Raw genomic sequence first — 25,915 nt, forward strand, 5'->3', positions numbered from 1 at the left:
GGATCGGGCCCGCCATGCTGACCGACGTGATCAGGTTCGCCGTGCTCGGACTCGGAGCCGGCGCGATCTATGGCTTGTCCGCCCTCGGGATTGTGCTCATCTACCGCGGCTCCGGCATCCTGAACTTCAGCCAGGGCGCGGTCGGCATGCTGGGCGCCTACGTCTTCTACCTGCGGCGCGAGGACGGCACGTCCACGCCGGTGGCGGCACTGCTCGCCATCGGCGTGGGGCTGGCCATCGGCGCGCTGGTGCACCACCTCGTCATGCGACCACTGCGCGACGCACCGCCGGTGTCGCGGCTCATCGCCACGCTGGGCGTCTTCGCGCTGCTCTTCGGCCTGGGCCAGTACCTCTTCGGCGTGGGACAGGCCCGGATCGTCCACTCGATCCTGCCGGGCGGGTCGACGACCGTCCTGCCCGGCATCAGGATCGGCACCGACCGGCTCGCCATCCTCGGCGTCGGGATCGTGCTCGCGGCCGTGCTCACGGTCGTGTACCGCTCCACCCGCTTCGGCCTGGCAACCTCGGCCGTGGCCGAGAACGGGCGCGCGAGCTCGGCGCTGGGCATCTCCCCGGACACCGTCGCCACCGTGAACTGGATGGTGGGCTGCGCGCTCAGCGTGGTGTCGGCCGTGCTCATCGTCAGCATCGGCACGCTGCAGGTGGAGAACCTGGCGATGCTCATCGTGCCGGCCCTCGCCGCCGCTCTGCTCGGCGGCTTCAAGTCCTTCCCGCTGACCATGGCCGGCGGGCTGCTGATCGGCATGCTCGAGTCCGAGGTGGCCTGGATCGGCACCCGGCAGCACGCCGACGGCTGGGGCCAGACGGTGCCGTTCATCGTCATCATCCTCGTGCTCGTCGTCTCCGGGCGGTCCCTGCCGCTGCGGGGCGAGGCGATCCAGCGCCCGCCGCAGCTCGGCAGCGGCACGGTGCGGCCCTCGGTGCTGATCGGCGCCGGACTCGTCGCCGCGGGGCTGCTGTACTTCGTGTTCCCGCCCGCCCTGCTCGGCGCGACCGAGATCACCCTCGCGCTCGGCCTCGTCGTGCTGTCGATCGTGGTCGTCACCGGCTACACGGGACAGCTGTCGCTGGCGCAGATGGCGCTCGCGGGCATGGGCGCCTGGATCGCGGCGCGCCTCGTCGCCGACCACGGGGTGCCCTTCTGGGCGGCCCTGCTGATCGGCGTCGCCGGCGCGATCCCCGTCGGCATCGTCGTCGGCCTGCCCGCTCTGCGGACCCGCGGCATGAACCTCGCCGTGGTGACGCTGTGCCTGGCCGTCGTGCTGGAGCACCAGATCTTCTCCTCGACCGAGCGCACCGGCGGGTTCACGGGCATCAACGTGGGCTCGCCGAAGATCTTCGGCATCGACATGGACACGTACTTCTGGCCGAGCCGCTACGCGATCTTCTGCCTGGTGCTGTTCATCCTGGCCGCCCTCATGGTCGCGAACCTGCGGCGGGGCCGGGCCGGCCGGCGCCTGGTGGCCGTCCGCTCCAACGAGCGCGCCGCCGCCAGCATCGGCATCAGCGTGGCCCGCGCCAAGATCTTCGCCTTCGGCATCTCGGCCGGCCTGGCCGCGGCCGGCGGCGTCCTGCTGTCGTTCCGCCAGCCCAACGTGACGTTCGTGCCGACGTACACCGCGTTCCAGTCCATCTTCGCGGTCGTCTTCTCGATCATCGGCGGCATCGGATACCTCGTCGGCGCCGTCATCGGCGCCATGTACGCGCCGGCCGGCCTGCTCTCCGGCGTGATCTCGCAGCTGTTCCCCGGCACCGCGTTCGCGCAGTTCATCTCGCGCAACGAGGTCGGGCAGATGATCCTGGGCCTAACCCTGCTCCTGGTGCTGCCGCAGCTGCCCAACGGCCTGGCCACGCAGCGGCTGCCCGGGTGGCTGCTGCCCAGGTGGGTGCGGGCGCGCGGCGGCCGCCGGGTCCGCCGGCGCGACATCGCCGAGCTGGACGGGGCGACGACGTTCAGCGTGACCGAGCGCCCGGTGGACGTGAGCGGGCTGACGGTGCGCTTCGGCGGCGTGACCGCGCTCGACGGGGTGGCGCTCAAGCTCGTGCCGGGGCAGGTCCACGGGCTCATCGGGCCGAACGGGGCGGGCAAGACGACGCTGATCGACGCGCTCACCGGCTTCGTGGAGAGCCCGGGTGCCTCGATGACCCTCGACGGGCAGGACATCAGCCGGTGGCCGGCCCAGCGCCGCGCCGCGGCCGGCATCAGCCGTTCCTTCCAGAGCCTCGAGCTGTTCGAGACGATGACGGTCCGGGAGAACCTGCTCGCCGCGAGCGACCGGCGCGACTGGCTCGCGTTCCTGACCAACCTCGTCGCCCCGGGCCGGGAGCGGTACTCGCCGGCGGCGCTGGCCGCCATCCGCGAGTTCCACCTGGAGGACGACCTCGAACGCAAGCCCGACGAGCTGCCGTACGGCCGCCGCCGGCTGCTGGCCATCGCCCGCTCGGTCGCCACCGGGGCCTCGGTCCTGCTGCTCGACGAGCCGGCCGCCGGCCTCGACGACACCGAGACCGCCGAGCTCGGCCACCTCATCCGCCGGCTCGCCACCGAGCTGCGGATGGCCGTCCTGCTGGTGGAGCACAACGTCTCCGTCGTGCTGGACGTGAGCGACCAGGTCTCGGTCCTCAACTTCGGCAAGGTGATCGCGACCGGAACGCCCGCGGAGATCCGCTCGGACCCGGCCGTCATCACCGCCTACCTCGGCGATGCCGCCAAGCCCGGACCGGTCGGGGTGGTGGAGCGCGCACCGGCCACTGTGGACGGTGAGCCGCTGATCGAGGCGCGCGGGCTCAGCGCCGGCTACGGGGACCTGGCCGCGCTGCGCGACCTCGACCTGGTGGTCCGGCCCGGCGAGGTCGTCGCGCTGCTGGGGCCCAACGGCGCGGGCAAGACCACGACCCTGCTGACCCTCGCCGGGGAGCTGAGGCCGCTGGCCGGTTCCGTGCTGTGGCGCGGCAATCCGGCCCCGGCCCGGCTACACCGGCGGGCCCGCGAGGGCATGGCCTTCGTACCCGAGGAACGCTCGGTGTTCATGCAGCTGAGCACGGCCGAGAACCTGCGGCTCGGCCGGGGGGCGCGCTCGGTCGCGCTGGAGACGTTCCCCGAGCTGGCCCCGCTGCTCGACCGCCGCGCGGGCCTGCTGTCCGGCGGCGAGCAACAGATCCTGACCCTGGCCCGGGCCCTGGCCGGGCGGCCCGCGCTGCTGCTCGCCGACGAGCTCTCGCTCGGCCTGGCGCCGCTGGTGGTCGACCGGCTGCTGCGGGCGATCCGGCGGGCCGCCGACGACGGGCTGGGCGTGCTGCTCGTGGAGCAGCAGGCGGCGCGGGCGCTGGACGTGGCCGACCGGGCCTACGTGCTGCGGCGGGGCCGGGTCGTCGCCGCAGGCACCGCGGCCGAGCTCGCCCGGGACTGGTCGAAGCTCGAACGCAGCTACCTGAGCGAGGTCGCGAGTGGCTGAGCTGGACCCGGCCCGCGTGCTGCCCGGCCTCATCCGCCGGCGGGCGGCCGAGCTGGCCGACAAGGACTTCCTCATCGACACCGAGCGGGGGCGGGTCACGTACGGCGCGTTCCAGCGGCGGGTCGAACAGTTCGCCGGGCTGCTGCGGGAACAGGGCGTGGGCCAGGGCGACCGGGTCGCCGTGCTGCTGCCCACGTGCATCGACGAGCAGGCGCTGTGGATCGCGTGCGGATGGCTGCGCGCGGTCCAGGTGCCGATCAACCCGGCGTACCGCGGCGAGATGCTCCGGCACGTGCTGCACGACTGCGGGCCCCGCCTGGTCGTGACGACCGGGCCCCGCGCCGACGAGCTGCGGCAGGCCGCGGAGCCCGGGGCCGCCGTCCTGGCCCTGGAGCTCGGGCAGCCGCTGGCCTTCGACCCGGCGGTGCTGGCGGGCCGGGACGACCCGAAGCCGTGGGACACCGCCGCCGTCATCTACACCTCCGGCACCACCGGGCCGTCCAAGGGCGTGCTCACGCCCTGGGGACAGCTCGTCACCGGGATCGACACGTTCGACGACATCGGGCCGGGCGACGTGCTCTACGCGCCGTTCGCCGCGTTCCACCTGGGCGGCAAGGTGCCGCTGCAGATCGTCGCCCACTGGGGCGGCACGTTCGTCTTCCGCGACGGCTTCAAGACCGACCGCTTCTGGCCGGACGTGCGCGCACACTCCTGCAACCGGGCCTGGGCCTTCTACGCGATGGCGAACTTCATCTGGCAGCAGCCGCCGCGCCCCGACGACCGCGACAACCCGCTCGAGAGCATCACCGGCGGCCCGCTGCTGCCCGACTACGCCGCGTTCGAGCGGCGGTTCGGGCTGCGCATGCGGACCAACTACGGGATGACCGAGGCCGGCTGGCCGATCGCGACCGGCGACCACGTGGTCGACCACCGCAGCTGCGGCCGCGCCCGGGACGGCTACGAGCTGCGCATCGTCGACGACTTCGACACCGAGGTGCCGGCGGGCCAGATCGGCGAGCTGATCGTGCGCTGCGACCGGCCGTGGACGATGAACCTGGGCTACCTCGGCCGGCCCGCGGAGACCGCCCGCGCCTGGCGCAACGGCTGGTACCACACCGGCGACGCCTTCCGCCGCGACGAGACGGGCAACTACTACCTCGTGGACCGGGTCAAGGACGCGGTGCGGCGGCGCTCGGAGAACATCTCCTCGTTCGAGGTCGAGTCGATGGTCACCGCCCACCCGGACGTCCTGGAGTGCGCGGCGATCGGCGTGCCGTCCGACGACGGGGAGGAGGAGATCAAGATCTGTGTCGTACCCGTGCCGGACGTGAAGCTCGAAGCCCCGGCGCTGGCCGAGTTCCTGTCGGCCACGATGCCCCGGTTCATGGTTCCCCGGTACATCGAGTTCCTCGACGAGCTGCCGAAGACCCCGACCAGCAAGGTGCGCAAGGTGGAGCTCAAACGCGACCCGTTCACGGCCGGCACGTGGGACCGGGTGGCCGGCCGATGAACGACACGGCGCTCACCGCGGCCCTCGGGGCACCGGTGACCGGGCTGGAGCGGCTGACCGGCGGCTCGTCCCGGGAGGTCTGGGCGTTCGAGTCCGCGGGCCGCAAGCTGATCCTGCTGACCGATCCCCCCGGGGAGCGGCGCGGCAGCGGCGCCGCGTTCGAGGCCGGCGTCATCCGCGCGGCCCGCTCGGCCGGGGTCGCGGCGCCGGAGGTGATCGCCGTGGTGCCCGGCGGGCTCGTCCTGCAGCGGCTCGAAGGCGAGACCGTGCCGCGCCGGATTCTCGACGGGCTGACGACCGGCTCGGCCGGGCCGCGGCTGGCCCGCCAGTGCGGCGACGCCCTCGGCCGGCTGCACACCGTCGACCCCGCGGCCGTCGCGGGCCTGCCGGACGAGGACCGGCTGGTGGAGTACCGCGCGACGCTGGACCGGCTCGACCCGGACCGGCCGGTGCTCGAGCTCGCCTACGCGTGGCTGCTGCAGCGGCGGCCGCCGCGGCGCCGGACGGCGGTGACCCACGGGGACTTCCGGCTCGGGAACTTCGTGGTGGACGGCGACGGTCTCGTCGGGATCCTCGACTGGGAGTCGGCCCACCGCGGCGATCCGCTGGAGGACCTCGGCTGGATCGCGGTGCGGAGCTGGCGCTTCCGGGGCCCGGGCGTGGTCGGGGGCTTCGGCGACGTCCGGGACTTCCTCGACGGGTACCGGGCCGCGTCGGGCGCGGACGTGTCCGACGCGGACTTCGCCTGGGCGGTCGTGCTCGGCACCTGGATCTGGGCCGTCGGCTGCTTGCAGCAGGCGGACCGGCACCTGTCCGGGACGACCCGCTCCATCGACCTGGCGCTGGTCGGCCGGCGGGTGGTCGAGGTGGAGCACGACCTGCTCGGGCTGCTGCGATGACGACGGGAGAACACATGCCATCGCACGCCGCGGTGCCGGGCCACGACGAGCTGCTGACGGCCGTCGTGGAGACGCTGCGGGCCGAGATCCTGCCGGAGGCCGGCGGACGCGCCCGCTACCTGCTCAAGGCGTGCGTCGCCGCGCTGGAGACGGTGCGGCGGGACCTGGCCGCCGGACCCGAGCGCGAGCTGGTCGACGGTGCGGTCTTCGCGGAGCTCGGCGTGGCGGACGAACGGGCCCTGGTCGCCGAGATCAGGGCCGGGCTCGACCCCGCCCGGTTCGCCCAGGTGGTCGCGGCACTGGGCCGGCGGACCGAGGTCGAGCTGCGCGTGCTCGGCCGCGCCTAGTCATGCTCCTGCGGGCGCCAGTAGATGGCGTGGTACCAGATGCTGGCGAGCGAGTCGATCGCCGCGTGCTCGTCGACGTGGGAGTCGCCGTTGTCGCCGCCCTGCACCAGCCACACGTAGCAGGACAGCTCGAGCATCGAGGACAGCGCGGACGAGGTCATCCGCACGTCGATGCCCGGGCAGTAGCCGTCCTTCTGGGCCCGCTCGACGCCCTGGGCGATGAAATCGATGGCCGACTGCCGGATCTCCCGCCAGCTCGCCAGGAACGTCGGGTCCGCCATCGACGCCTGGAACACCCCGCTGAGCGCGCCGAGCCGGTCGCGGTAGGTCTCCCAGAAGATGGTGATCGCCGTGCGGATGGCCTCCTCCGGCGGGCGGCCCTTCTGGTACGGCGCGGCGATCTGTGCGCGGGTGTCCTCGTGGAAGGCCTGGGCGAGCGCGGCGAGCACGTCGGCCTTGTCGGTGAAGTAGTTGTAGAAGCTCGCGGGCGACCGGCCGGCCGTGCGCGCGATGTCCTCGACCTTCGTCGAGAGGTACCCGCGGGTCGCGAACTCCTTGCGGGCCGCCTCGAGAAACGCGGCCGCCGTGCGCGCTCCCTTGGAGTACTGGCGTGGCATCGCTCCTGCTTTCCGTCGTCTTCCCGCGTCTCGGGGGAACCTAAAAGTGATATTAACATCAATTTTGTCGCCCGATTTCGGGCGTGCGCGACAGGAGACAGCGGTGCCCAGACTCCGTGAAGTGTCCCGGACCGAGACCGACGACCCGCTGGTCCTCGGCTGCTACGACCGGATGTTCGACGACCGGGACCCGGTGGCCGAGCCGGGCACCGCCACCGGCACGCCGGGCGACTGGTGGACCGTGTTCGCACTGGTGCCGGACGTGCTCAGGCACGCCGTGCGGGGTTTCACGCTGTACCAGAGCCCGAAGCGGCACCTCCCGCCCGATCTGCGCGAGCTGGGCCAGGCCCGGGCCGGCTGGGCGATCGGCAGCCGGTTCGTCTACTCGCAGCACGCCAAGGCCTGCCGCGGGGCCGGGCTGAGCGACGAGCAGGTCGCCGCCATCCCCGGCTGGCAGGTCTCACCGCTGTTCGACGCCCGGCAGCGGGTGGTGCTGGCCTACGCCGACGCGCTCGCGCTGGCCGGCGGCCGGGTGGCCGACGAGGTCTTCGACGCGCTGCGCGAGCACCTCACCGACGAGCAGATCCTCGAGCTCACCTACATCACCGCGCTCTACGTGCAGCACGCCATCATGTCGCGGGCGCTGCGGACCGAGTACGACGCGGCCGACGATCCGGTGGTCGAGATCGCCGCGCCGGAGGGCTTCGACCCGAAGACCGGCCTGGCCATCGGAGGAATGGCATGATCGAGACGCGCTTCACCCGCGAGTTCGGCGTCCGGCACCCCATCGTGCAGGGCGGGATGCAGTGGGTCGGCCGGGCCGAGCTGGTGGCCGCGGTGGCGGACGCCGGTGCGCTCGGGTTCATCACCGCGCTCACCCAGCCGACGCCCGAGGCGCTCGCCAAGGAGATCGCCCGCTGCCGCGAGCTGACCGACCAGGAGTTCGGGGTCAACCTCACGATCCTGCCCGCCATCACGCCGCCGCCGTACGCCGAGTACCGCGACGCGATCATCGAGTCGGGCGTCCGGGTCGTGGAGACGGCCGGCTTCAGCCCCGCGGACCACATGCCCGCCTTCGACGCCGCGGGCATCAAGGTGATCCACAAGTGCACGAGCGTGCGGCACGCGCTCAAGGCCGAGTCGCTCGGGGTGCACGCGGTGAGCATCGACGGCTTCGAGTGCGCCGGCCACCCGGGGGAGGACGACGTGCCCGGGCTCATCCTCATCGCGGCCGCCGCCCGCCGGCTCACCGTGCCGATCGTCGCCTCGGGCGGGATCGCCGACGCCCGCGGCCTGGTCGCCGCGCTGGCGCTGGGGGCCGACGCGGTGAACATGGGCACCCGGTTCATGTGCACGGTGGAGGCGCCGGTGCACGAGAACGTGAAGCGGCGGATCGTCGAGTCGACCGAGCTCGACACCACCCTGATCTTCCGGACGCTGCGCAACACCTCGCGCGTGGCCATCAACTCCGTCAGCAACGAGGTCGTCGAGATCCTGCGGGCCGGCGGCCAGTTCGCCGACGTGCGTGAGCTCGTGGCCGGCGTCCGCGGCCGCGAGGTCTACGAGACGGGCGAGCTGGAGCGGGGCCTCTGGACCGTCGGGCAGTCGCAGGCGCTGATCGACGACATCCCGACCGTGGCCGAGCTGGTCAGCCGGATGGTCGCGCAGGCCGAGGAGCTCATCACCGCGAAGCTGGGCACCCTGGTCGTGGCGGGACGATGACGGGCGACGCCGTGCGGGTCACGGTCGACGGCCCGGTGGCGACGGTCACCCTGGCCCGCCCCGACCGGCTCAACGCCCTCGATCTGGCGGGCATGCGACTGCTGGCCGGCCGCCTGCGCGAGACGGCCGCCCGGCCCGGCGTGCGCTGCGTCGTGCTGACCGGGGAGGGGCGGGCCTTCTGCGCCGGCGCCGACGTCTCCCCGGCGGGCGCGGCGACCGGCGGCGCGGACGGCCGGGCGATCGTCGCCGCGGCCAACGAGGTCGTCCTCGCCGTGGTCCGCGCCGGCATCCCGGTCGTCGCCGCGGTGAACGGCCCGGCGGTCGGGGTCGGCGTCTCGTTCGCCGTCGCCTGCGACGCCGTGCTCGCCGCCGACACGAGCTGGTTCCAGCTGCCGTTCGTCAGGATCGGACTGCTGCCCGACGGGGGAGCGACCCACCTGCTCCCGGCCGCGATCGGGCGGGTGCGGGCCTCGCGGATGGCGCTGTTCGCCGAGCGCGTGCCGGCCCCGGTCGCGCTGTCATGGGGCCTGGTCTCCGACGTCGTCCCGGCCGCCGACCTCCTCGCGACCGCCCGCGCGCTGGCGGCGGGGACGGCCGGCGCGTCGCGGGAGGCGCTGCGGCGCACCAAACGCGCCCTCGGGCGGGCCGGTGCCGACGAACTGGAGGCGGCCATGCGCCGCGAGCTGGAGGACCAGGGGGAGCTGCTGGACGGCCCCGACTACGCGGAGGGCCTGTCCGCCCTGCGGGAGCGCCGGGACCCCGTCTACCCCGCGTAGCGGCGTCCGCCGGACCTCCCCGCGGGGTGATCCGGCGGACGCCGGGCGCGTCGGCTAGCGGCCTTCCCAGACCGGCGCCCGCTTCTCGGCGAAGGCGGTCGGCCCCTCGACCGCGTCCCGGCTGCCGAAGACGATCTCGGTCGCCTCGGCGTTGACCGTCCACGGCTCGTGCCGCGACCAGTCCGGGTCCCAGTCCGAGCCGGCCCCGGCGACCTGGTGCATGACCCGCTTCGTGTACCGCACCGACAGCGGCGCGTTGGCCGCGATGCGCTCGGCCAGCGCCATGGCCTCCTCGAGCGCGGCCCCGGGCCGGGCGACCACGTTGACCAGGCCCCAGTCGGCCGCGTCGCGCACGTCGACGGCGTCGCCGGTCAGCGCCATCTGCAGGGCGCGCTTGAGCGGGACCTGCCGCTGCAGCCGCACCACCCCGCCCGCCGCGGCCAGCAGGCCCCGCGTGACCTCAGGCAGGCCGAGCCGCGCGTCCTCGGCGGCGACCACCAGGTCACAGGCGAGCGCGATCTCGGTGCCGCCGCCCATGGCGAAGCCGTTGACGGCCGCGATCAGCGGCTTGTCGACCCAGTGCCGGACGAGACCGGCGAAGCCCCACTCCGGGTGCTCCGGCGCGGCGACCGAGCGCCCGGCGGCCAGCTCCTTGAGGTCGGCGCCGGCGCAGAAGGCCCGCCCGTTGCCGGTCACCACCACGACCCGCACCTCGGGGTCGGCCGCCGCCCGCTCCAGCGCCTCGCCGACCGCGGTGGACAGCGCGGCGTTGACGGCGTTCAGGGCCTGCGGCCGGTTCAGCCGGATCACGGCGATGTGGCCGGCCCGCTCGTAGAGGGCGGCCGGTTCGGTGTCGGTCATCGGGTCTCCAGCACGTCGCGCGCGATGATGTGTTTCATGATCTCGGTGGTGCCGCCGTAGATGGTGGTGACGCGGGTGTCGGCGTACGCCCGGCCGATGGGGTACTCGAGCATGTACCCGTAGCCGCCGAACAGCTGCACGCAGCGGTCCACGAGCCGCTTGTGCATCTCCGTCGCCCACCACTTGGCCTTGGCCGCGTCCACCGCGTTCAGCTCGCCGCGGTTGAACCGCAGCACGGCGTCGTCCACGTAGGCCTGCGACACCTCCAGCTCGGTGAGCATCTCGGCGACGGCGAAGCGGGTGTTCTGGAACGACGCGATGGGCTGGCCGAACGCCCGCCGCTGCACGATGTGCTCGACGGTCCAGGCGAGCGCGGCCCGGGCGCCGGCGCACGCGGCGACGGCGATCCCCAGCCGCTCCAGCGGCAGGTGGCTCATCAGGTACGACAGCCCGCGGCCGACCTCGCCGAGCACGTTGCCGGCGGGGACGATCGCGTCGTGGAAGTACAGCTCGGCGGTGTCCTGGCTCTTCAGGCCGACCTTGGCGAGCTTGCGGCCGCGCTCGAAGCCGGGGGTGCCCCGCTCGACGACCAGCAGGCTGAACGCCCGGCTCCCGGCGCCGGGGTCGGGATCGGTCCGGGCCACGACGATCACGAGGTCGCTCAGGATGCCGTTGGTGATGAACGTCTTGGCCCCGTTGAGCACCCAGTGGTCGCCGTCGCGGCGGGCCGTCGTGCGGATGCCCTGCAGGTCCGAGCCGGTGCCGGGCTCGGTCATGGCGATGGCGCCGATGCGCTCGCCCGAGCACAGCGCCGGCACCCACCGCTCGGCCTGTTCCGGGGTGGCGAGGTCGAAGCAGTAGGGCAGCACGATGTCCGCGTGGACGGAGAACCCCGCGGCGAGCGACGTGGCGCCGACCCTGGCGAACGCCTCGATCATCGCGCAGCGGAAGCCGAAGTCGCGGATGGCCCCGCCGCCGCCGTACTCCTCCGGCGCGTTGATGCCCAGCAGCCCCTGCCGCCCGGCCTCGAGCCACGGCTCGCGCGGGATGATGCCGGCCTCGTCCCACGACTCGACGTGCTCGGTGACGTGCCGGCCGAGGAACTCGGCGACGCTGGCGCGCAACGCCTCGTGCTCGGCGGTGAAGAACGGGCGGCGGGCCCAGAGGTCCTTGGCCATGTCGTCAGAGACGCTCGATGACGGTGGCGTTGGCCATGCCGCCGCCCTCGCACATGGTCTGCAGCCCGTACCGGCCGCCGGTGGCCTCGAGGTGGTGCAGCATCGTGCCCATCAGCCGGATGCCGGAGGCGCCGAGCGGGTGGCCCAGCGCGATGGCGCCGCCGCGGGGGTTGAGCCGCTCGAGGTCGCCGCCCACCTCGGCCAGCCACGCCAGCGGGACCGGGGCGAAGGCCTCGTTCACCTCGTAGGCGTCGATCGCGTCGATGCCCAGGCCGGCCCGCTCCAGCACCCGCTGGGTGGCCGGGATCGGCGCCGTCAGCATGAGCAGCGGGTCGTCGCCGGCGACCGCGAACGCGTGGAAACGGGCCCGCGCGCGCAGTCCGAGCCGCTCGGCCACGTCCTCGCCCATGATCAGCGCCGCGGAGGCGCCGTCGGTCAGCGGCGAGGAGTTGCCCGCCGTGATCCGCCAGTCCACGTCCGGGAACCGCTCGCGCATCTCGGGGGTGTCGAAGGCCGGTCGCAGCGCGGCGAGGCTCTCGGGCGTCGTCGCCGGGCGGATCGTCTCGTCGGCCCCGAACGCGTCCACCGGCACGATCTCGCCGTCGAACCCGCCGGCCCTCGCGGTCTCGGCGGCCAGGCGGTGCGAGCGGGCGGAGTACTCGTCCAGCCGCTCCCGCGACAGCCCCCACTTGCGGGCGATGAGCTCGGCGGAGACGCCCTGGTTGACCAGCCCCTCCGGGTAGCGCCGGGCGACCGAGGGCCCCTGGGTGTCCTGACCCATCGCGGTGACGCCCATGGGCACCCGGCTCATCGACTCCACCCCGCCGGCCACGACGATGTCGTAGGCGCCCGCCATCACGCCCTGCGCGGCGAAGTGCACCGCCTGCTGGCTGGAGCCGCACTGCCGGTCGATGGTGGTGGCCGGCACCGACTCCGGCCAGCCCGCGGCGAGCACGGCGGTGCGGCCGATGTTCAGGGCCTGCTGGCCGGCCTGGCCGACGCAGCCGGTGATCACGTCCTCGACCCGCCCCGGGTCCAGGTCGTTGCGCTCGGCGAGGGCGCGCAGCACGGTGGCGTAGAGCTCCACCGGGTGCACCCCGGACAGCGCGCCGCCCGGCTTGCCCTTGCCCGACGGGGTCCGGACGATGTCGACGATGACCGCTTGACGCATGGTCTCTCTCCAGATCTTCTAGCGCGGGGCCATGCGGATGGCGCCGTCGAGGCGGATGGTCTCGCCGTTCAGCATCGGGTTGGCGACGATGGCCGCGACCAGTTGCGCGTACTCCGCCGGGCGGCCGAGCCGGCTCGGATGCGGCACCTGGGCGCCGAGCGAGTCGCGAACCTCCTGCGACAGCTGGCCCAGCAGCGGGGTCTCGAAGGTCCCCGGGGCGACGGTGACGACGCGGATCTTCAGGCCCGCGAGGTCGCGGGCGATCGGCAGCGTCATGCCGACGACGGCGCCCTTGGACGCCGAGTACGCGGCCTGCCCGACCTGCCCGTCGAACGCGGCCACCGACGCGGTGTTGACGATGACCCCGCGCTCCTCGCCGGTGACCTCGTTGCCCGCCATCGCCGCGGCCGCGAGGCGCAGCACGTTGAAGGTCCCGACCAGGTTCACCCGGATCACCCGCTCGAAGTCGGCGAGCGGGAACGGCCCCTGCTTGCCGACGGTCCGGAAGGCATTGCCGATGCCCGCGCAGTTGACCAGCACGGCCAGGCCGCCCTCGTCGTTGGCCAGCTCGACCGCCGCCGCGACCGCCCCCTCGTCGGTCACGTCGGCGCCGGCGAACCGGACCGCGTCGCCGAGCGCGTCCAGCCGGCTCCGGTCCGCGCCGGGCAGGTCCAGTGCCACCACCCGGGCCCCGGCGGCGACGAGGGTCTCCACCGTCGCGAGCCCGAGCCCGGACGCGCCTCCGGTCACCAGTGCCTGCTTGCCCCGGACTTCCATGCCACGACCTCCGCACCCGGTTGACTGAGTTAGCGCTCGCTAAGCTAGCGTACTTAGCGAGCGTTTGCTAGGTTCCAGGTCCGGCCGAGATGAGGTGACCTTGAGCGACTGGCGGGACTACCCCCCACTTGAGCTGCAGCCGCTGCTGGCGCTGGCGCTGGACGAGATCGTCGAGCACGGCTACGACGGCACCTCGGTCCGCAAGATCGCCGGCCGGGCGGGCGTCACCGTGCCGGCGCTCTACTACCACTTCGAGAACAAGCAGGCGATGCTCCGCGAGCTGCTCGACCACGCGATGCGGATCGTGCTCACGCACGCCCGGGCCGCGCTGGAGGAGGCCGGCACCGACTGCACGGCCCGGCTCAGCGCGCTGGTCGAGGCCATCGTCCTCTACACCGCGCACCACCGCGACCTGGCGTTCCTCGACTCCGAGCGGCGCAGCCTCACCCCCGAGAACCGGGCCCGCTACGTCGCCCGGCGCGACGAGCTCGAGCGCGAGCTGCGCGACACGATCCGCGGGGGAGTCGAGCAGGGCGTCTTCCACACCCCGCACCCGGACGAGTGCGGCCGGGCGATCCTGTCGATGTGCCAGGGCGTCGCCGGCTGGTTCCGGCCGGGCGGCCCGGTCGACGCGGCCACCATGGCCCGCCGCTACGCCGACCTCGCGCTCGCCACCGTGCAGCACCGGGCCGGCGAAGGCGCGCCCCGATGAGCGGGCCGCTCGACGCGTTCCGGCTCGACGACCGGGTGGTGGTCATCACCGGCGCGAGCTCCGGGCTCGGGCTGGGGTTCGCCCGGGCCGTCGCGGCCGTCGGCGGCACCCTGGTCCTCGGCGCCCGCCGCCTGGACCGGCTGCACGAGATCGCCGACGAGCTGCGGGCGACGGGAGCGTCCGTCATCGTCCGGGCGGTCGACGTCACGGTGCCCGAGCAGTGCCAGGCACTGGCCGACGCGGCCACGGCCGAATACGGGCGCGTCGACGTGCTGGTCAACAACGCCGGCCTCGGCGGCTCCGTCCCGGCCCTGCGCGAGACCCCCGACGCCTTCCGCCAGGTGATCGACGTGAACCTCCACGGCGCGTTCTGGACGGCCCAGGCCTGCGCAAGGGTCATGCCGCCGGGCTCGTCCATCGTCAACGTGGCGAGCGTCCACGGCGTCGTCGCCTCGCGGTTCCCGGGCGCGGCCTACGCCGCGAGCAAGGCGGGCGTGATCGGGCTGACCCGCGACCTCGCGCAGCAGTGGTCCCGCCGCCGGGGCATCCGGGTCAACGCCCTCTGCCCCGGCTACTTCGCCAGTGAGATGACCGCGACGGGCGAGGAGAACCTCCGCGCCATGGTCGCCGAACACAGCCTGCTGGGCCGCTTCGGCGAGCAGGCCGAGGTCGACGGGGCGCTGCTGTTCCTGGCCGGCCGGGCATCCTCGTACGTCACCGGGACGACCCTGCTGGTGGACGGCGGCCTCGCGGCGACGATCTGAACCATTACAATCGCGCCCGGATCCATGCCGACAAGTGTCCGGGGAGTGCCGATGGCCAAGGCGGCCGAGACGGCGTACGAGGCCATCCGCGCCGGCATCCTGTCCGGCGAGTTCGACCGCGGGCAGCGGCTGCGCGAGGAGGAGCTCGCGCTGCGCGCCGGGGTGTCGCGCACGCCCGTCCGCGAGGCGCTGCGCCGGCTGGACGCGGAGGGCCTCGTCGAGTTCGCGCCGAACCGCGGCGCGCGGGTCGTCGCGTGGTCGGAGCAGGAGCTCGAGGACAACTACGAGGTCCGCGCGATGCTGGAGAGCTACGCGGCCCGGCTGGCCGCGGAGCGCATCACCGACGACGAGCTCGACGCCATCGCGGCCATCGCGGCCCGGATGACCGCGCTGAGCCGCAAGGGCGCGGCGGCCGCCGACGAGCTGACCGTGCTCAACGGCGACTTCCACCGCGCGATCCTGCGGGCCTCCCGGCACACCCAGCTCGACAGCATCGTCCGCGGGATCATGGACACCCCGCTGATCTTCCGCACCTTCCAGCGCTACGGCGGGGAGCGCATGCGCACCAGCGTGCGGCAGCACGCCGAGCTCGTGCAGGCGCTGCGGGCCCGCGACGGCGCCTGGGCCGAGGCCGTGATGCGCGCGCACATCCTGGCCGCGCGCTCGACCATCGTCGCGTCGCTGCGCGACGAGGAGGACTAGACCCGGCCCCTGAGCCAGTCCGCGAGGGTGTCGGCCACCGTGTCGCGGTGGTGCTCCGAGTCCGCGAAGTAGTGGTCCCCGGGCAGCGTCACGAACTCTTTGTCCGAGGTCGCCGCCCCGTCGTACAGGCCCTTGGCGTCGCTGGGGAAGACGCCGGTGTCGGCGTCGGGCTGCACCACGAGCGTGGGCAGGTCGAGGCGCGCCAGGTGCGGCGCCGCGACGCAGTCGGACTCCTCCAGGCTGAACATGTTGAGCCAGGTGCGCATCGTGTTCACCATGCCGACGCCCATGACGCCGTAGTTGGCCCGCCGGGGATCGCCGAAGTAGCACAGCGGCGTCGGACGGTTCGACGGGTCGAGGCTCGGGTCGACGTAGCGGGGGTCGGCCCAGGTGCGGCCCATCGTGAAGATCCGGTCGCGGGCCGGGCGGTCCCGCGCGGCGTCGAGCTGCTCCTTGCACCACGCCGTCAGCCGCCGGTTGCGCGCGATCTGGGCGGCCCGGTAGCGCCGCAGGAACTCCGCGGAGTAGGTACCGCCGTGGCGCGGGTCGTACATGTCGAGTTCGGGGTCGACCGCGTTCGGGTCGTTCTCGTCGACCACCGACGGGTCCATGGTCCGCGTGATCCACTCCGGCCGGCCGGGGTGCGCCGCCAGGAACACCATCAGGTCGCCGGGCGGCAGGTGCAGCGCCGGTTCGAAGACCTTGGACCGGCCGTACGGCGGGCGGATGTTCGGCTCGCGCGACTGGGAGTGGTACGCCGCCATCAGCGAGCCGCCGCCGGAGTTGCCGAGCAGCACGACGCGCTCGACGCCGCGCTCGCGCAGCAGCCGCACGCCGACCCCGATCTCGGCCAGGGCGTGGTCGAGGGAGAACAGGTGCTCGGCCCCGCGGAACCGGGTGTTCCAGCCGAGGAACCCGTAGCCGCGCTCCGCCATGCGGGTCGCCATGTAGTGCTCGGAGAAGTCGACGTTGTAGTGGCTGGCGATGAGGGCCGTGCGCGGCGCCCGGCCGGACGGGGTGTAGTAGATGCCCTGGCACGGGTGGCCACCGGCGCCGGCCCGTCCCAGCGCCGGGGAGGCGACCCCGATGAACTCTCGGTCGATGGCGGTCATGCGCTGTCCTCCCGGGGATCGGTGGGCCATTGCGGAAGATCGCTCGAGGGCCGGCCGGTCCAGGCCGGGCGGCGGTGACGCAGGAACGCGTCCACACCCTCGCGGGCGTCGGGGCGCTCGAGCAGCGCCTCCATCACGAGCCGCTCCGTGCGGCCGTGCGCGAACGGGTCGGCGTCCACCGCCTCCCAGAGCAGCCGCTTGGTCGCCGCGACCGCGACCGGCGCGGCGTGCTCGACGATGTCGCGGGCGAGGGCCCGGGCGCGCGCGAGGACCTGGTCCCGCGGCAGCGCCGAGACGGCCAGCCCCCACATGGCCGCCTCGGCACCGGTGAAGCGGCGGCCGGTGAGCAGCAGCTCCTGGGCGCGCCCGAGGCCGACGTGCCGCACGAGGCTCCAGTGCCCCATCCACTCCGCGGTCACGCCGAGCCGCACGAAGGGCAGCGCGAGCACGGCGTCGTGGGCGACGTACCGCACATCGCACTGCATCGCCAGGGTGAGCCCGGCCCCCACCGCGGCGCCCTGGATCGCGGCGACCACCGGCTTGCGCACCTGGTACGGCGCGATCCACGCGACGCCCGGGCCCTGCGCCTCGGCCCCGCCGAACCCGTCCCCGGTCATCTCCGAGCCGGCCGAGAACGCCCGCCCGGCGCCGGTCAGCACGACCGCCCCGACCTCGTCGGCGGCGTCGCACCACCGCAGCACGGCGCTGAGCTCGTGGTGCATGGTGCGGTCGATCGCGTTGAGCCGCTCGGGCCGGTCCAGGGTCACCGTGACCACGCCGCCGTCGGTCTCGCACCGCAGCCGGGTGAGCCGCTCGGGCCGCTGCGCGCCCGACGTGCCGGCCCAGGCGAACGTGTTCTCCTCGTAGTTCACACGGCCGCGTTCGGGTCGTACCCGTGCGGACCCAGCCGCTCGAGGTCGGTGAGCACCTCGCCGGAGGCGCTGATGCCGGCGGTCTCGCGGGCCAGCGCCTTCGCGTGCTCCATGTCGAAGTGGGCCGTCACGACCACCTTCTGCGCGTAGAGGCCCCCGCCGGCCTGGATCACGGTCACGTGCTTCCAGCCACCGTAGGAGTCGGCGGTGAAGTCGCGGATCGTGTGGAACAGCCGCATCCGGTAGCCGGCGTCGACCCCGTCCATCGTGCGCATGTACTTGCGCAGGTCGGCCGCGGTCTCCGGGTTGTGCAGGTCGCGCAGGGACGGCGCGGTCAGCACCGAGCCGCCCGCGATGTCGTGCAGGTTGCGCACCATCGTGCTGAACTGCGCGGCCGCGTGGTACTTCGCCGCGTTCGTGAACAGCTCGTCGGGCGAGGCCCAGCCCTCCGGCGTGAAGGTGGCGTGGGTCATCGCCGCCTCGAACGCGGCGCGGATGAGCGTCGCGTAGGTGATCATCTCGGCGATCTTGTCCTTGATGTGCGGGACCCGCTGCAGGCCGTTGGCCTCGGCGACCAGCTGTGCCAGCCCCACGAGGGTGTCCGCGAGGCGCACGTAGCTGCCGACGCTGCCGAGGCGCTCCCACAGGCCCAGCGAGTGCACGAAGGTCGCCGAGTGCTCCAGCTCGCCGGCCAGGAAGACGCGCTCGTTGGGGACGAAGACGTCGTCGAAGACGATGAGCCCCTCGGTCATCACGTGCCGGGAGCTGTACGGGTAGAAGTCCGGGTCCAGGTCGGGCCGCGGGGCGAACGAGGCGTTGATGACCCTGACCCCGGGCGCGTTGATCGGCACCGCGGCGGCCACGCTCCAGTCCTCCTCGCCCGGCTTCATCCGCTTGGTCGGCATGACCATGACGTCGTGCGAGACGGCCGCCGAGGAGATGTGCATCTTCGCGCCGCGGATGACGACCCCGTCGGGGCCGCGGTCGACGATGCGGACGTAGAGGTCGGGGTCGTCCTGCTTGCCGGGGGACAGCGCGCGGTTGCCCTTGGCGTCGGTGATCCCCTGCACGATGCGGATGTCGCGGCGCTTGCTGTCCTCGAAGTAGGCCAGGGCCCGCTCGGCGTACAGCGGGTGCTGCGCCCGCATCCGGCTGGCCGCGGTCAGCACCATGAGCAGGCTGGCCGACGTGGAGATGGTCGGGAAGTCCCAGTGCAGCTGCCGCTGCTGGGACTCGCGCAGCTCCTGCACGGAGGTCGGGATGAAGAAGTACGGCCCGTGGACGTCCTCGCCGGGCCGGTAGTGCCGGTCGTAGCCGAGCGCCGCGGCGAGGGCGGGCCCGCGCAGGAGCGGATCGGCGGTCACGTCGGGCACCGCGTGGCCGTTGACGAAGATGCGCCGGCCGTCCCGGAGGGATTGCAGGTACTGGTCTCCGGTGAGCATCAGGACGGCTCCTCAACGTAGGAAACGTGGCCGGCGAGCAGCTCGCGCAGCCGCAGCTTGTCGATCTTGCCGGCCGGATTGCGGGGAAAGGTCTCGACGACGACGATGCGCTGCGGCACCTTGTAGCTGGCCAGCCTGCCCCGGCAGTGCTCCTTGACCTCGGCCGCCGACGGCGCGCGGTGTCCGTCGCGCAGCGCCACGACCGCGGTCACCACCTGGCCCCAGTGCGGGTCCGGCTCGCCCACGACGGCGATCTCGGCCACCGCCGCGTGCCCGCCCACCACGTCCTCGATCTCGACGGGGTAGACGTTCTCGCCGCCGCGGATGATCATCTCGTCGGCCCGGCCGGCCAGGTGCAGGAAGCCTTCCGGGTCCTTCCAGGCGAGGTCGCCGGCGACGAACCACCCGTCGCGGACGGCCCGGGCGGTGAGGTCGGGCCGTTCGAGGTAGCCGCTCATCACGGTGTCGCCCCGGCTGGCGATGACCCCGATCTCCCCGTCCGGCACCTCGTTGCCGTCGGGGTCGAGCAGCCGGACGTCGCAGCCGAAGGCCGGCCGGCCGATCGTGCCGAGCAGCCACTCCTCGCCGGCGAGGGCCCGCCGGTGGTCCTCGGGGCGCAGGACCAGCTGGCCGCCCGCCTCGGTGCCCGCGCCGAACCCGTTGTGCAGGTCGCAGCCGAAGACCTCCACCATGCGCCGGATGACGGAGGTGGGCATGGGCGCGCCGCCGTACATGATGGAGCGCAGGCCGGAGAAGTCCGCCTCGGCGAGCTTCGGGTGCTCGAGCAGCTGGATGATCATGCTGGGGACGAGCGTCGTGTGCCGCACGCGCCCGGAGCCGAGCCAGGACAGCGCGAGATCGGCGTCCCACTGCGGCATGATGACGGAGGCCCCGCCCCGGGCCAGGCCGTAGAGCACGTGGCCGAACCCGGCGGCGTGGAAGAGCGGGGCGCCGGCGTAGATGAGGTCGCCGGGCCGCAGGCCGAGCTCCAGGATCCCCGACTGCGTGATCGCCTTGACCATGCGCTGCGACTGCAGGACGCCCTTCGGGGTGCCGGTCGTGCCGCTGGTGAAGGAGATGCTCAGGATGTCGTCGTCGCCGGTGACCGCCGAGAGCTCGCCGCCGTCCGGCCCGCCGGCGAGGAACCTCTCGTAGCCCGACTCGAACTCGATCGCGACGCGCAGCCCGCAGTCGTCGACGATCTCCTGGTACCGGGCGCTGTGGAAGATTACCTGAGCGCCGCCGGCCGCGAGGACCGTGCGGATCTCGGCCGGCGACAGGCGGAAGTTGAGCGCCACGTACGTCGCGCCCAGCTTCATGCAGGCCAGCAGCACCTCGACGTACTCGATGGAGTCCACCGCGAGCAGCGCGACCCGGTCGCCGCGGCCGATCCCGATCTGCCGCAGCGCCCGCGCGAGCCGGGTGATCCGCTCCTCGCCCTCGGCGTAGGTGCGGGTCCGGCCGTCCGCGGCCACCAGGAAGGCGGCCCGCGGTGTGAAGCGTGCCTGGGCGGTGACCCAGTCACCTGGTGCCAGCCCGGAAAGCTGCACCGGGGTACCTCCTCACGTGCATGCGCACCTCGTCGCCCTCCACCCAGCCGTGCCGCCGGGCGTCATCCACCATGGCGTCGAACTCGTCGCGCCACCGGGCATCGCCCGCCCGGTCACCGGCCAGTCGCAGCAACGTCTCGGTGGTCACGACGACGTGGTCGTCCTCCAGACGTCCCCAGTCGCCGACGGCCGCGTCCCCGGCGATCTGCGCGCTGAGCCGCCGCAGGTCGCCGAGCTCCAGCAGCGTGACGCCGCCCGCCTCCACCCGCAGGATCATCGTGCGGCCTTCCCGGCGTAGAACGAGGCGAGCTGGGTGTCCTCGCCGTGCGCGGCGAGCACGGACGCCGTCAGCAGCCGGGGCTGCTGGCCCGTGGAGTCGAGCAGCTGCCGGTTCGACACGGCTCGCCGGTAATACAGATGGGCGGGGTGCTCCCACGTGAACCCGATGCCGCCGTGCAGGTGGATCGACTCGCGGGTGATCTCGGCGGCGACGCGCCCGCAGTACATCCGCGCGACGGCCAGCCCCGCCAGCGACTCCGGCCGCCGGCCGATCGCGTCGTTGTGCTGCACCGAGCGCACCGCGACCGACAGCGCGGAACGGGCCCGCTCCAGCGAGACCAGCAGGTCGGCGCACTTGTGCTTGACCGCCTGGAACGAGCCGATCGGCCGGCCGAACTGGGTGCGCACCTTGACGTAGTCGACCGCCATCTCCAGCGCGCGCTCGGCGGCGCCCACGCACTCGGCCGACATGCCGAGGATCGCGCCCTGGCGGATCGCGGCCACCCCGGCGCGGGCGCGGTCCTGCTCGGCGAGCAGTTCGGCCCGGGCGCCGGTCAGGCGCACCGCGCCCATGCGCCGGGTCAGGTCGAGCGTGGACAGCGGGACGATCTGCACGCCGGGGTCGTCCGCCTCGACCCAGAAGAACGCGTGGAACCCCTGGTAGTCGGCGAGCACCAGCAGGGCGTCGGCCGCGGTCGCGTCGACGACGCAGGGCAGCTCGCCGCGGATCTCGAAGTCGCCACCGGAGCCGGCCTTGGCGTGCGGGTACTCGAGCGGGAACTTCTCCTCGATGGGCAGCACCGGCACCGCGACGAGGTCACCGGCGGCGATGCGCGCGAGCCGGCCGCGGTTCGCCTCGTCGTCGGCGAGGGCCACCAGCGCCGCGGCCACCAGCGAGGTGGTCAGGAACGGGCCGTCGTCGAGCGCCCGGCCCAGCTCGGTGTGGACGGCGACCTCCTCGGCCAGGCCCATGCCCGCGCCGCCGAACTCCTCGGGAATCCGCACGCCGGGCAGCCCCAGCTCGCTCGCCTGCCGCCGCCAGCGGTCCCGGTCGAGCCGGCGGACCTCCTCGGGGTCGAGCGCCCCGCCGCGCAGCGCGGCTCCGGGGTCACGCTCGAGGTGATCGCGGACCACTCGCCGCAGCTGCTCGATCTCGTCCATGCCTAGGCACTCTTCTCGCTCACCGGGCGCTCCTCGCGCGGAAGACCGAGCACGCGCTCGGCGAGGATGTTGCGTTGAATCTCGTCACTGCCACCGGCGATGCGGTGCGACGGCGCGCTGAGCAGCAGCTGCGACCACGAGTAGGTGCCCCAGGCGCCGGTGTCGGCGACCATCCGGTAGCCCAGCAGGCGGGCGGCGACGTCGGAGTAGTACTCCATGTCGTTGGTCGTCATGAGCTTGACCACGGACCCCGGGGCCGGGCCGCCGGCGTCGCGCAGCCGGGTGGCCGTCTCGTGGAGCACCTGCTCGCGCGCCCAGCACTCGGCCAGCAGGTCCTGGATGGCCGGGTCCTCGATGGCGCCGGTCGAGCGGGCCAGGGCGAAGAGCCGGATGACCGGCTCGATCATGATGCCGTTGTGGGCCCGGCCGAGCACGGAGCGCTCGCTGCCGACCGTGGTCATCGCGATGTTCCAGCCGCCGTTCACCGGCCCGAGCCGCCGGGAGTCGGGCACCCGCACGCCGTCGAGGAAGACCTCGTTGAAGTGCTCGGAGCCGGTCACCTGCCGCAGCGGGCGGACGTCGATGCCGGGGGAGTCCATGTCGATGAGGAACACACTCAGGCCGCGGTGGCGGCTCTCCGGCGGCCCGGTGCGCACGAGGAGCTCGCCGAGCTGCGCCACGTGCGCGAAGGAGGACCAGACCTTCTGGCCGGTGACGATCCAGTCGTCGCCGTCGCGGACCGCGGTGGTGCGCAGGCTGGCGAGGTCGGAGCCGGCCTCGGGCTCGGAGAAGAGCTGGCAGCAGATCAGGTCGCCGCGCCAGATCCCCGGCAGGAACGCCTGCTTCTGCTCCTCGGTGCCGTGGGCCAGGATGGTCGGCGCCACGATCCCGTGGCTCACCATGTAGGTCGAGGTGGAGGGCACCTCGTACTGCGCGGCGATGCCGGCGACCAGCTCGACGTAGTCGTGGCCGAGCCCGCGCCCGCCGAGCTCCGGGGGGCCGTCGAGCCAGGCGAGCCGCGCGTCGAAGAGCTCCCGCTGCCACTGCTGGGCCCGCGCGACCTCGGCCGCCTCGGCGTCGGGCTGGGTGAGCCCGACGCCGACCACGTCGTCGTCGCCGACGCCGTGCAGCATGCCGCGCCGCTCGCGCCGCCGCGCGCGGGCCGCGAAGAACGCGTGCGCCTCAGCGGCCACGGACTCGTGGGTCGTGGGCGTGGTCATCGGCTCCTCCTGCGGGTTCGTGCGCCGGTTCTGGTGCTGGTCCTCGTTCGGCCGGCCGTTCACACGCGGGCGCCGTCGTCGGACTCGTCCGCCTCGCGGCCGAGGTAGGCGGACACGACCCGCGGGTCCCGGGCGACCTCCTGGGGCGTTCCCCGGGCCAGCACGGCCCCGGCCTCGAGCACGGTGACCCGGTCGCAGGTGCTGAGCACCAGGTCGACGTTGTGCTCGACGAGCAGGATGCTCATGTCCCAGTCCCGCGCGAGGGTGCGGATGAGCGTGCCCAGCTCGCGGGCCTCCTCGTCGCTCAGCCCGGCCGCCGGCTCGTCCAGGAGCAGCACCCGCGGGTCGGCCGCCACCGCCCGGGCGATGGCGACGAGGCGCCGCTTGCCGAACGCGAGCTCGCCCGGCTTGCGGTCGAGGTCGTGCTCGAGCCGGAACTCCCGGATCGCCGCGAGGGCGGGCGGCGTCAGCTGGATGCGGCCCGGCACGACGAGGTCGCTGACGTAGCGGCGGGCGCCGTCGTCGTCGCACGCGACCGCCAGGTTCTCCCGCACCGACAGGTCGGCGAAGAGCTCCAGGGACTGGAAGGAGCGGGCCAGCCCGGCCCGGGCCCGCCGCCGCGCGCTCCACGGCGCGATCGACACGTCGTCGAGCCGGATCGTGCCGCGGGCGGGCCGCACGAACCCGGTCAGCGCGTCGATGACCGTCGTCTTGCCGGCGCCGTTCGGGCCGATCAGGCCGTGCACCTCGCCGGGGACCAGGTCCAGCGACACGTCGTCGACGGCGACCACGCCGCCGAACTGCACCCGCAGGTCGGACACGTGCAGCGAGCGGGACGGCCGGCGGTCGTGGGCCGGCGCGACGGGCTCCTCCCGCGTCCTGCGCGGGCGGCTCGGCAGCGCCGGAACGCGCAGGAGGCGCCCGACGCGGCGCACGAGATGGGCGTTCATCTCGTACAGCCCGTTGCGCCCGCTGCGCAGCACGTAGAGCAGGAACAGCCCGCTGGCCAGCGGCAGGTAGCGCTCCAGGTTGTCCACCCCGTGCAGGACCTGGGTGCCGATGCCACCGGGCAGCAGCGTCGAGGCGAGCAGCGCCCCGCCGATGGTGCCGATGCCGCCGACGACCGCGACGCCGATGACGGTGATCGAGGTGAGCACGTCGAACTGGGCCGGGAGGACCGTCACGCCCTGGAAGGCCAGCAGGACGCCGGCGAGCGCGGCGAGCGCCGAGGCGACCGCGAAGGCGTAGAGCTTGCCGACGAGGACGTTGACGCCGAGGGCCGCCGCCGCCCGCTCGTTGGACCGGACCGCGAGCAGGCGCCGGCCGACCCGGCCGCGGCGCAGGTTGGCCACGGCCAGGGCGCTCAGGGTCAGCGCGGCGAGCGTCACGAGCCCGTAGTTGTACGGGTGCTTGATCGCCCCGAAGTCCCAGCCGAAGATCGAGGGCTCGCCGATGGGGATGCCGACGTCGCCGCCGGTGAACTTGAAGTCGCTGAGCACCAGGCTGAACAGCACGATGCCCATGCCCAGGGTGGCGATGGCGAGGTTGATGCCCCGGGTCCGCAGGGCCGGCAACGCGACCAGCACGCCGACGATCGCCGCGGCCACCATCGCGCCGGCCAGCGCGGGCAGGAAGCTCCAGCCGGCGCGGGAGACGAAGGTCGCCGCGGCGAAGGCCCCCGAGCCGGCGAGCACGTACTGCGCCAGCGACAGCTGCCCGGCGTATCCGGTGACCACGGTGACCGACAGGGTGAGGATCGCGAACGCCATCGTGACCGTCAGCGCCTGCGCCCACACGGGCGACACCACGAACGCGATCAGGAAGGCGAACACGCCGGCGACCACGACCGTCGGGACGACCCGGATGCGGCCGTCGCCGACGCTGGGCAGGCGCTCCAGCACGTGACTGCGCAGCGGCAGCGAGCTTCCGCGCAGGACCAGATAGGCCACGATGACGATGAAGGGCACGCTGTCGCCCCAGCCCGTCACCGTGACGAAGCGGGTCGTCAGGGACTGCACGACGCCGATCGCCAGCGCACCGGCGAAGGCGATCGGGAACGAGACGAAGCGCGCGAGCAGCGCGGCCGCGAGGGCCGGCACGATCAGCAGCGTGAGCTGGGTGGGCTGCAGGTAGGTGATCGGGCCGATCAGCGCGCCGGCGAGGGCCGCGATGCCGGTCGCGAGCGCCCAGTTGGCGATCGCGATCCGGTCCGGCGAGTGGCCCAGGCTCGCGACCGCCCGCTGGTTCTCCGCCATGGCGCTGGCCACGCGGCCGAAGGCGGTCCAGCGGAAGACGGCGTACAGCGCGGTCGTGAGCGCGGCCCCGATCAGCAGGATGATGAGCCGGTCGACGCCGAGGACCGCGCCGGGCAGCGGCTCCACGGCCCTGGTGGGCAGGAAGGAGGGCACGCTGATCGGGCCCACCCCGTAGCGCAGCACGGCCGCGGCCTGGAGGGTGAGCAGCACGCCCAGGGTCGCGATCACCCGCTCGATCGGCGAGGAGGTGCGCATCGGCCGCAGGATCAGGTACTGCACGGCGACCCCGAGCAGGACGCCGACCGCGGTCGCGGCGATGACGGCGGGGATCGCCGGCCAGCCGGCCGACACGCGGAACTCGTAGTACGCGTAGCCGCCGACCATCACGAACGAGCCCTGCGCGAAGTTCACGATCCCGGAGCCCCGGTAGATCAGCACCAGCCCCTGGCCGAGGAGGCTGTAGATCGCGCCGATGCCCAGGCCGAGCAGCAGGAACTGGACGATTTCCACGA

General features: G+C 73.5%; 23 protein-coding genes. 10 read left to right on the forward strand and 13 right to left on the reverse strand.

Annotated features, from left to right (window positions below):
- Nucleotides 1-26: 26 nt before the first annotated feature.
- The 4 genes from ACQP1P_RS11460 to ACQP1P_RS11475 are packed head-to-tail and all read left to right on the forward strand — an operon-like array spanning nt 27 to nt 6,232.
- Nucleotides 27-3,476 (forward strand): ABC transporter permease subunit, encoded by a 3,450-nt coding sequence (locus tag ACQP1P_RS11460; protein ID WP_433085774.1) that lies wholly within the window; start codon nt 27-29, stop codon nt 3,474-3,476.
- Nucleotides 3,469-4,986, forward strand: coding sequence for an AMP-binding protein (locus tag ACQP1P_RS11465; protein WP_433085776.1), 1,518 nt, complete (start codon nt 3,469-3,471; stop codon nt 4,984-4,986). The genes ACQP1P_RS11460 and ACQP1P_RS11465 overlap by 8 nt, the downstream gene beginning before the upstream one ends.
- Nucleotides 4,983-5,885 carry a phosphotransferase family protein gene (locus ACQP1P_RS11470; protein WP_433085778.1) on the forward strand — a complete coding sequence of 301 codons (903 nt, stop codon included), beginning with the start codon at nt 4,983-4,985 and terminating at the stop codon, nt 5,883-5,885. Before ACQP1P_RS11465 ends, ACQP1P_RS11470 begins: the two co-directional genes overlap by 4 nt.
- 14 nt (nt 5,886-5,899) lie before the next feature.
- Complete coding sequence (locus ACQP1P_RS11475; RefSeq protein ID WP_433085780.1) at nt 5,900-6,232, forward strand: DUF6285 domain-containing protein; 333 nt, start codon at nt 5,900-5,902, stop codon at nt 6,230-6,232.
- On the opposite strand, the gene ACQP1P_RS11480 is transcribed toward ACQP1P_RS11475, so the two are convergent.
- On the reverse strand, nt 6,229-6,849 hold the full coding sequence (locus ACQP1P_RS11480) for a TetR/AcrR family transcriptional regulator (RefSeq protein WP_433085782.1): 621 nt from the start codon (nt 6,847-6,849) through the stop codon (nt 6,229-6,231). The genes ACQP1P_RS11475 and ACQP1P_RS11480 overlap by 4 nt on opposite strands.
- 121 nt (nt 6,850-6,970) lie before the next feature.
- Between ACQP1P_RS11480 and ACQP1P_RS11485 the strand changes: the two genes are divergently transcribed.
- Genes ACQP1P_RS11485 through ACQP1P_RS11495 form a run of 3 tightly spaced genes read left to right on the forward strand, consistent with a single transcriptional unit; the run spans nt 6,971 to nt 9,347 of the window.
- The gene (locus tag ACQP1P_RS11485) at nt 6,971-7,594 is read left to right on the forward strand and encodes a carboxymuconolactone decarboxylase family protein (protein ID WP_433085784.1); all 624 of its coding nucleotides are present in this window, start codon (nt 6,971-6,973) and stop codon (nt 7,592-7,594) included.
- Nucleotides 7,591-8,571, forward strand: a complete 981-nt coding sequence (locus ACQP1P_RS11490; protein WP_433085786.1) for an NAD(P)H-dependent flavin oxidoreductase — start codon at nt 7,591-7,593, stop codon at nt 8,569-8,571. Before ACQP1P_RS11485 ends, ACQP1P_RS11490 begins: the two co-directional genes overlap by 4 nt.
- On the forward strand, nt 8,568-9,347 hold the full coding sequence (locus ACQP1P_RS11495; RefSeq protein WP_433085789.1) for an enoyl-CoA hydratase-related protein: 780 nt from the start codon (nt 8,568-8,570) through the stop codon (nt 9,345-9,347). The genes ACQP1P_RS11490 and ACQP1P_RS11495 overlap by 4 nt, the downstream gene beginning before the upstream one ends.
- 54 nt (nt 9,348-9,401) lie before the next feature.
- Here the strand turns inward: ACQP1P_RS11495 and ACQP1P_RS11500 are convergent, their stop codons facing one another.
- The 4 genes from ACQP1P_RS11500 to ACQP1P_RS11515 are packed head-to-tail and all read right to left on the reverse strand — an operon-like array spanning nt 9,402 to nt 13,334.
- Nucleotides 9,402-10,208 (reverse strand): crotonase/enoyl-CoA hydratase family protein, encoded by an 807-nt coding sequence (locus tag ACQP1P_RS11500; protein ID WP_433085791.1) that lies wholly within the window; start codon nt 10,206-10,208, stop codon nt 9,402-9,404.
- A complete protein-coding gene (locus ACQP1P_RS11505) occupies nt 10,205-11,386 on the reverse strand; it encodes an acyl-CoA dehydrogenase family protein (protein ID WP_433085793.1) in 1,182 nt (393 codons plus the stop codon). Before ACQP1P_RS11505 ends, ACQP1P_RS11500 begins: the two co-directional genes overlap by 4 nt.
- 4 nt (nt 11,387-11,390) lie before the next feature.
- The gene (locus ACQP1P_RS11510) at nt 11,391-12,557 is read right to left on the reverse strand and encodes a thiolase family protein (protein ID WP_433085795.1); all 1,167 of its coding nucleotides are present in this window, start codon (nt 12,555-12,557) and stop codon (nt 11,391-11,393) included.
- A gap of 18 nt (nt 12,558-12,575) precedes the next feature.
- Complete coding sequence (locus tag ACQP1P_RS11515) at nt 12,576-13,334, reverse strand: SDR family NAD(P)-dependent oxidoreductase (protein ID WP_433085797.1); 759 nt, start codon at nt 13,332-13,334, stop codon at nt 12,576-12,578.
- A gap of 100 nt (nt 13,335-13,434) precedes the next feature.
- On the opposite strand from ACQP1P_RS11515, the gene ACQP1P_RS11520 reads away from it, so the two are divergent.
- The 3 genes from ACQP1P_RS11520 to ACQP1P_RS11530 are packed head-to-tail and all read left to right on the forward strand — an operon-like array spanning nt 13,435 to nt 15,512.
- Nucleotides 13,435-14,046, forward strand: coding sequence for a TetR/AcrR family transcriptional regulator (locus ACQP1P_RS11520; protein ID WP_433085799.1), 612 nt, complete (start codon nt 13,435-13,437; stop codon nt 14,044-14,046).
- Entirely contained in the window at nt 14,043-14,810 is a 768-nt protein-coding gene (locus ACQP1P_RS11525) for an SDR family NAD(P)-dependent oxidoreductase (RefSeq protein WP_433085801.1), read from the forward strand. Before ACQP1P_RS11520 ends, ACQP1P_RS11525 begins: the two co-directional genes overlap by 4 nt.
- A gap of 24 nt (nt 14,811-14,834) precedes the next feature.
- The gene (locus ACQP1P_RS11530; protein WP_433085803.1) at nt 14,835-15,512 is read left to right on the forward strand and encodes a GntR family transcriptional regulator; all 678 of its coding nucleotides are present in this window, start codon (nt 14,835-14,837) and stop codon (nt 15,510-15,512) included.
- Here ACQP1P_RS11530 and ACQP1P_RS11535 read toward each other — a convergent pair.
- The 8 genes from ACQP1P_RS11535 to ACQP1P_RS11570 are packed head-to-tail and all read right to left on the reverse strand — an operon-like array spanning nt 15,509 to nt 25,913.
- On the reverse strand, nt 15,509-16,624 hold the full coding sequence (locus ACQP1P_RS11535; protein WP_433085805.1) for a hypothetical protein: 1,116 nt from the start codon (nt 16,622-16,624) through the stop codon (nt 15,509-15,511). The genes ACQP1P_RS11530 and ACQP1P_RS11535 overlap by 4 nt on opposite strands.
- A complete protein-coding gene (locus ACQP1P_RS11540) occupies nt 16,621-17,496 on the reverse strand; it encodes an enoyl-CoA hydratase/isomerase family protein (protein WP_433085807.1) in 876 nt (291 codons plus the stop codon). Before ACQP1P_RS11540 ends, ACQP1P_RS11535 begins: the two co-directional genes overlap by 4 nt.
- Complete coding sequence (locus tag ACQP1P_RS11545) at nt 17,493-18,938, reverse strand: 4-hydroxyphenylacetate 3-hydroxylase N-terminal domain-containing protein (protein ID WP_433085809.1); 1,446 nt, start codon at nt 18,936-18,938, stop codon at nt 17,493-17,495. The genes ACQP1P_RS11540 and ACQP1P_RS11545 overlap by 4 nt, the downstream gene beginning before the upstream one ends.
- Nucleotides 18,938-20,488, reverse strand: coding sequence for a class I adenylate-forming enzyme family protein (locus ACQP1P_RS11550; protein WP_433085811.1), 1,551 nt, complete (start codon nt 20,486-20,488; stop codon nt 18,938-18,940). The genes ACQP1P_RS11545 and ACQP1P_RS11550 overlap by 1 nt, the downstream gene beginning before the upstream one ends.
- Entirely contained in the window at nt 20,460-20,765 is a 306-nt protein-coding gene (locus ACQP1P_RS11555; RefSeq protein WP_433085813.1) for a hypothetical protein, read from the reverse strand. Before ACQP1P_RS11555 ends, ACQP1P_RS11550 begins: the two co-directional genes overlap by 29 nt.
- Nucleotides 20,762-21,928 carry an acyl-CoA dehydrogenase family protein gene (locus ACQP1P_RS11560; RefSeq protein WP_433085815.1) on the reverse strand — a complete coding sequence of 389 codons (1,167 nt, stop codon included), beginning with the start codon at nt 21,926-21,928 and terminating at the stop codon, nt 20,762-20,764. Before ACQP1P_RS11560 ends, ACQP1P_RS11555 begins: the two co-directional genes overlap by 4 nt.
- A gap of 2 nt (nt 21,929-21,930) precedes the next feature.
- On the reverse strand, nt 21,931-23,148 hold the full coding sequence (locus tag ACQP1P_RS11565) for an acyl-CoA dehydrogenase family protein (RefSeq protein WP_433085817.1): 1,218 nt from the start codon (nt 23,146-23,148) through the stop codon (nt 21,931-21,933).
- A gap of 59 nt (nt 23,149-23,207) precedes the next feature.
- Complete coding sequence (locus tag ACQP1P_RS11570) at nt 23,208-25,913, reverse strand: ABC transporter permease subunit (RefSeq protein ID WP_433085819.1); 2,706 nt, start codon at nt 25,911-25,913, stop codon at nt 23,208-23,210.
- Nucleotides 25,914-25,915 lie beyond the last annotated feature (2 nt).

The sequence above is a fragment of the Dactylosporangium sp. CA-052675 genome (genome assembly GCF_050947935.1).
GTDB lineage: Bacteria > Actinomycetota > Actinomycetes > Mycobacteriales > Micromonosporaceae > Dactylosporangium.

Bases quoted from the DNA above. Each gene is read 5' to 3' on its own strand.
- ACQP1P_RS11545 (WP_433085809.1), bottom strand. From the start codon at position 18,938: ATGCTCACCGGAGACCAGTACCTGCAATCCCTCCGGGACGGCCGGCGC.
- ACQP1P_RS11510 (WP_433085795.1), bottom strand. From the start codon at position 12,557: ATGCGTCAAGCGGTCATCGTCGACATCGTCCGGACCCCGTCGGGCAAG.
- ACQP1P_RS11535 (WP_433085805.1), bottom strand. From the start codon at position 16,624: ATGACCGCCATCGACCGAGAGTTCATCGGGGTCGCCTCCCCGGCGCTG.
- ACQP1P_RS11560 (WP_433085815.1), bottom strand. From the start codon at position 21,928: ATGGACGAGATCGAGCAGCTGCGGCGAGTGGTCCGCGATCACCTCGAG.
- ACQP1P_RS11480 (WP_433085782.1), bottom strand. From the start codon at position 6,849: ATGCCACGCCAGTACTCCAAGGGAGCGCGCACGGCGGCCGCGTTTCTC.
- ACQP1P_RS11475 (WP_433085780.1), top strand. From the start codon at position 5,900: ATGCCATCGCACGCCGCGGTGCCGGGCCACGACGAGCTGCTGACGGCC.
- ACQP1P_RS11490 (WP_433085786.1), top strand. From the start codon at position 7,591: ATGATCGAGACGCGCTTCACCCGCGAGTTCGGCGTCCGGCACCCCATC.
- ACQP1P_RS11500 (WP_433085791.1), bottom strand. From the start codon at position 10,208: ATGACCGACACCGAACCGGCCGCCCTCTACGAGCGGGCCGGCCACATC.
- ACQP1P_RS11565 (WP_433085817.1), bottom strand. From the start codon at position 23,148: ATGACCACGCCCACGACCCACGAGTCCGTGGCCGCTGAGGCGCACGCG.
- ACQP1P_RS11505 (WP_433085793.1), bottom strand. From the start codon at position 11,386: ATGGCCAAGGACCTCTGGGCCCGCCGCCCGTTCTTCACCGCCGAGCAC.
- ACQP1P_RS11470 (WP_433085778.1), top strand. From the start codon at position 4,983: ATGAACGACACGGCGCTCACCGCGGCCCTCGGGGCACCGGTGACCGGG.
- ACQP1P_RS11555 (WP_433085813.1), bottom strand. From the start codon at position 20,765: ATGATCCTGCGGGTGGAGGCGGGCGGCGTCACGCTGCTGGAGCTCGGC.
- ACQP1P_RS11495 (WP_433085789.1), top strand. From the start codon at position 8,568: ATGACGGGCGACGCCGTGCGGGTCACGGTCGACGGCCCGGTGGCGACG.
- ACQP1P_RS11515 (WP_433085797.1), bottom strand. From the start codon at position 13,334: ATGGAAGTCCGGGGCAAGCAGGCACTGGTGACCGGAGGCGCGTCCGGG.
- ACQP1P_RS11525 (WP_433085801.1), top strand. From the start codon at position 14,043: ATGAGCGGGCCGCTCGACGCGTTCCGGCTCGACGACCGGGTGGTGGTC.
- ACQP1P_RS11530 (WP_433085803.1), top strand. From the start codon at position 14,835: ATGCCGACAAGTGTCCGGGGAGTGCCGATGGCCAAGGCGGCCGAGACG.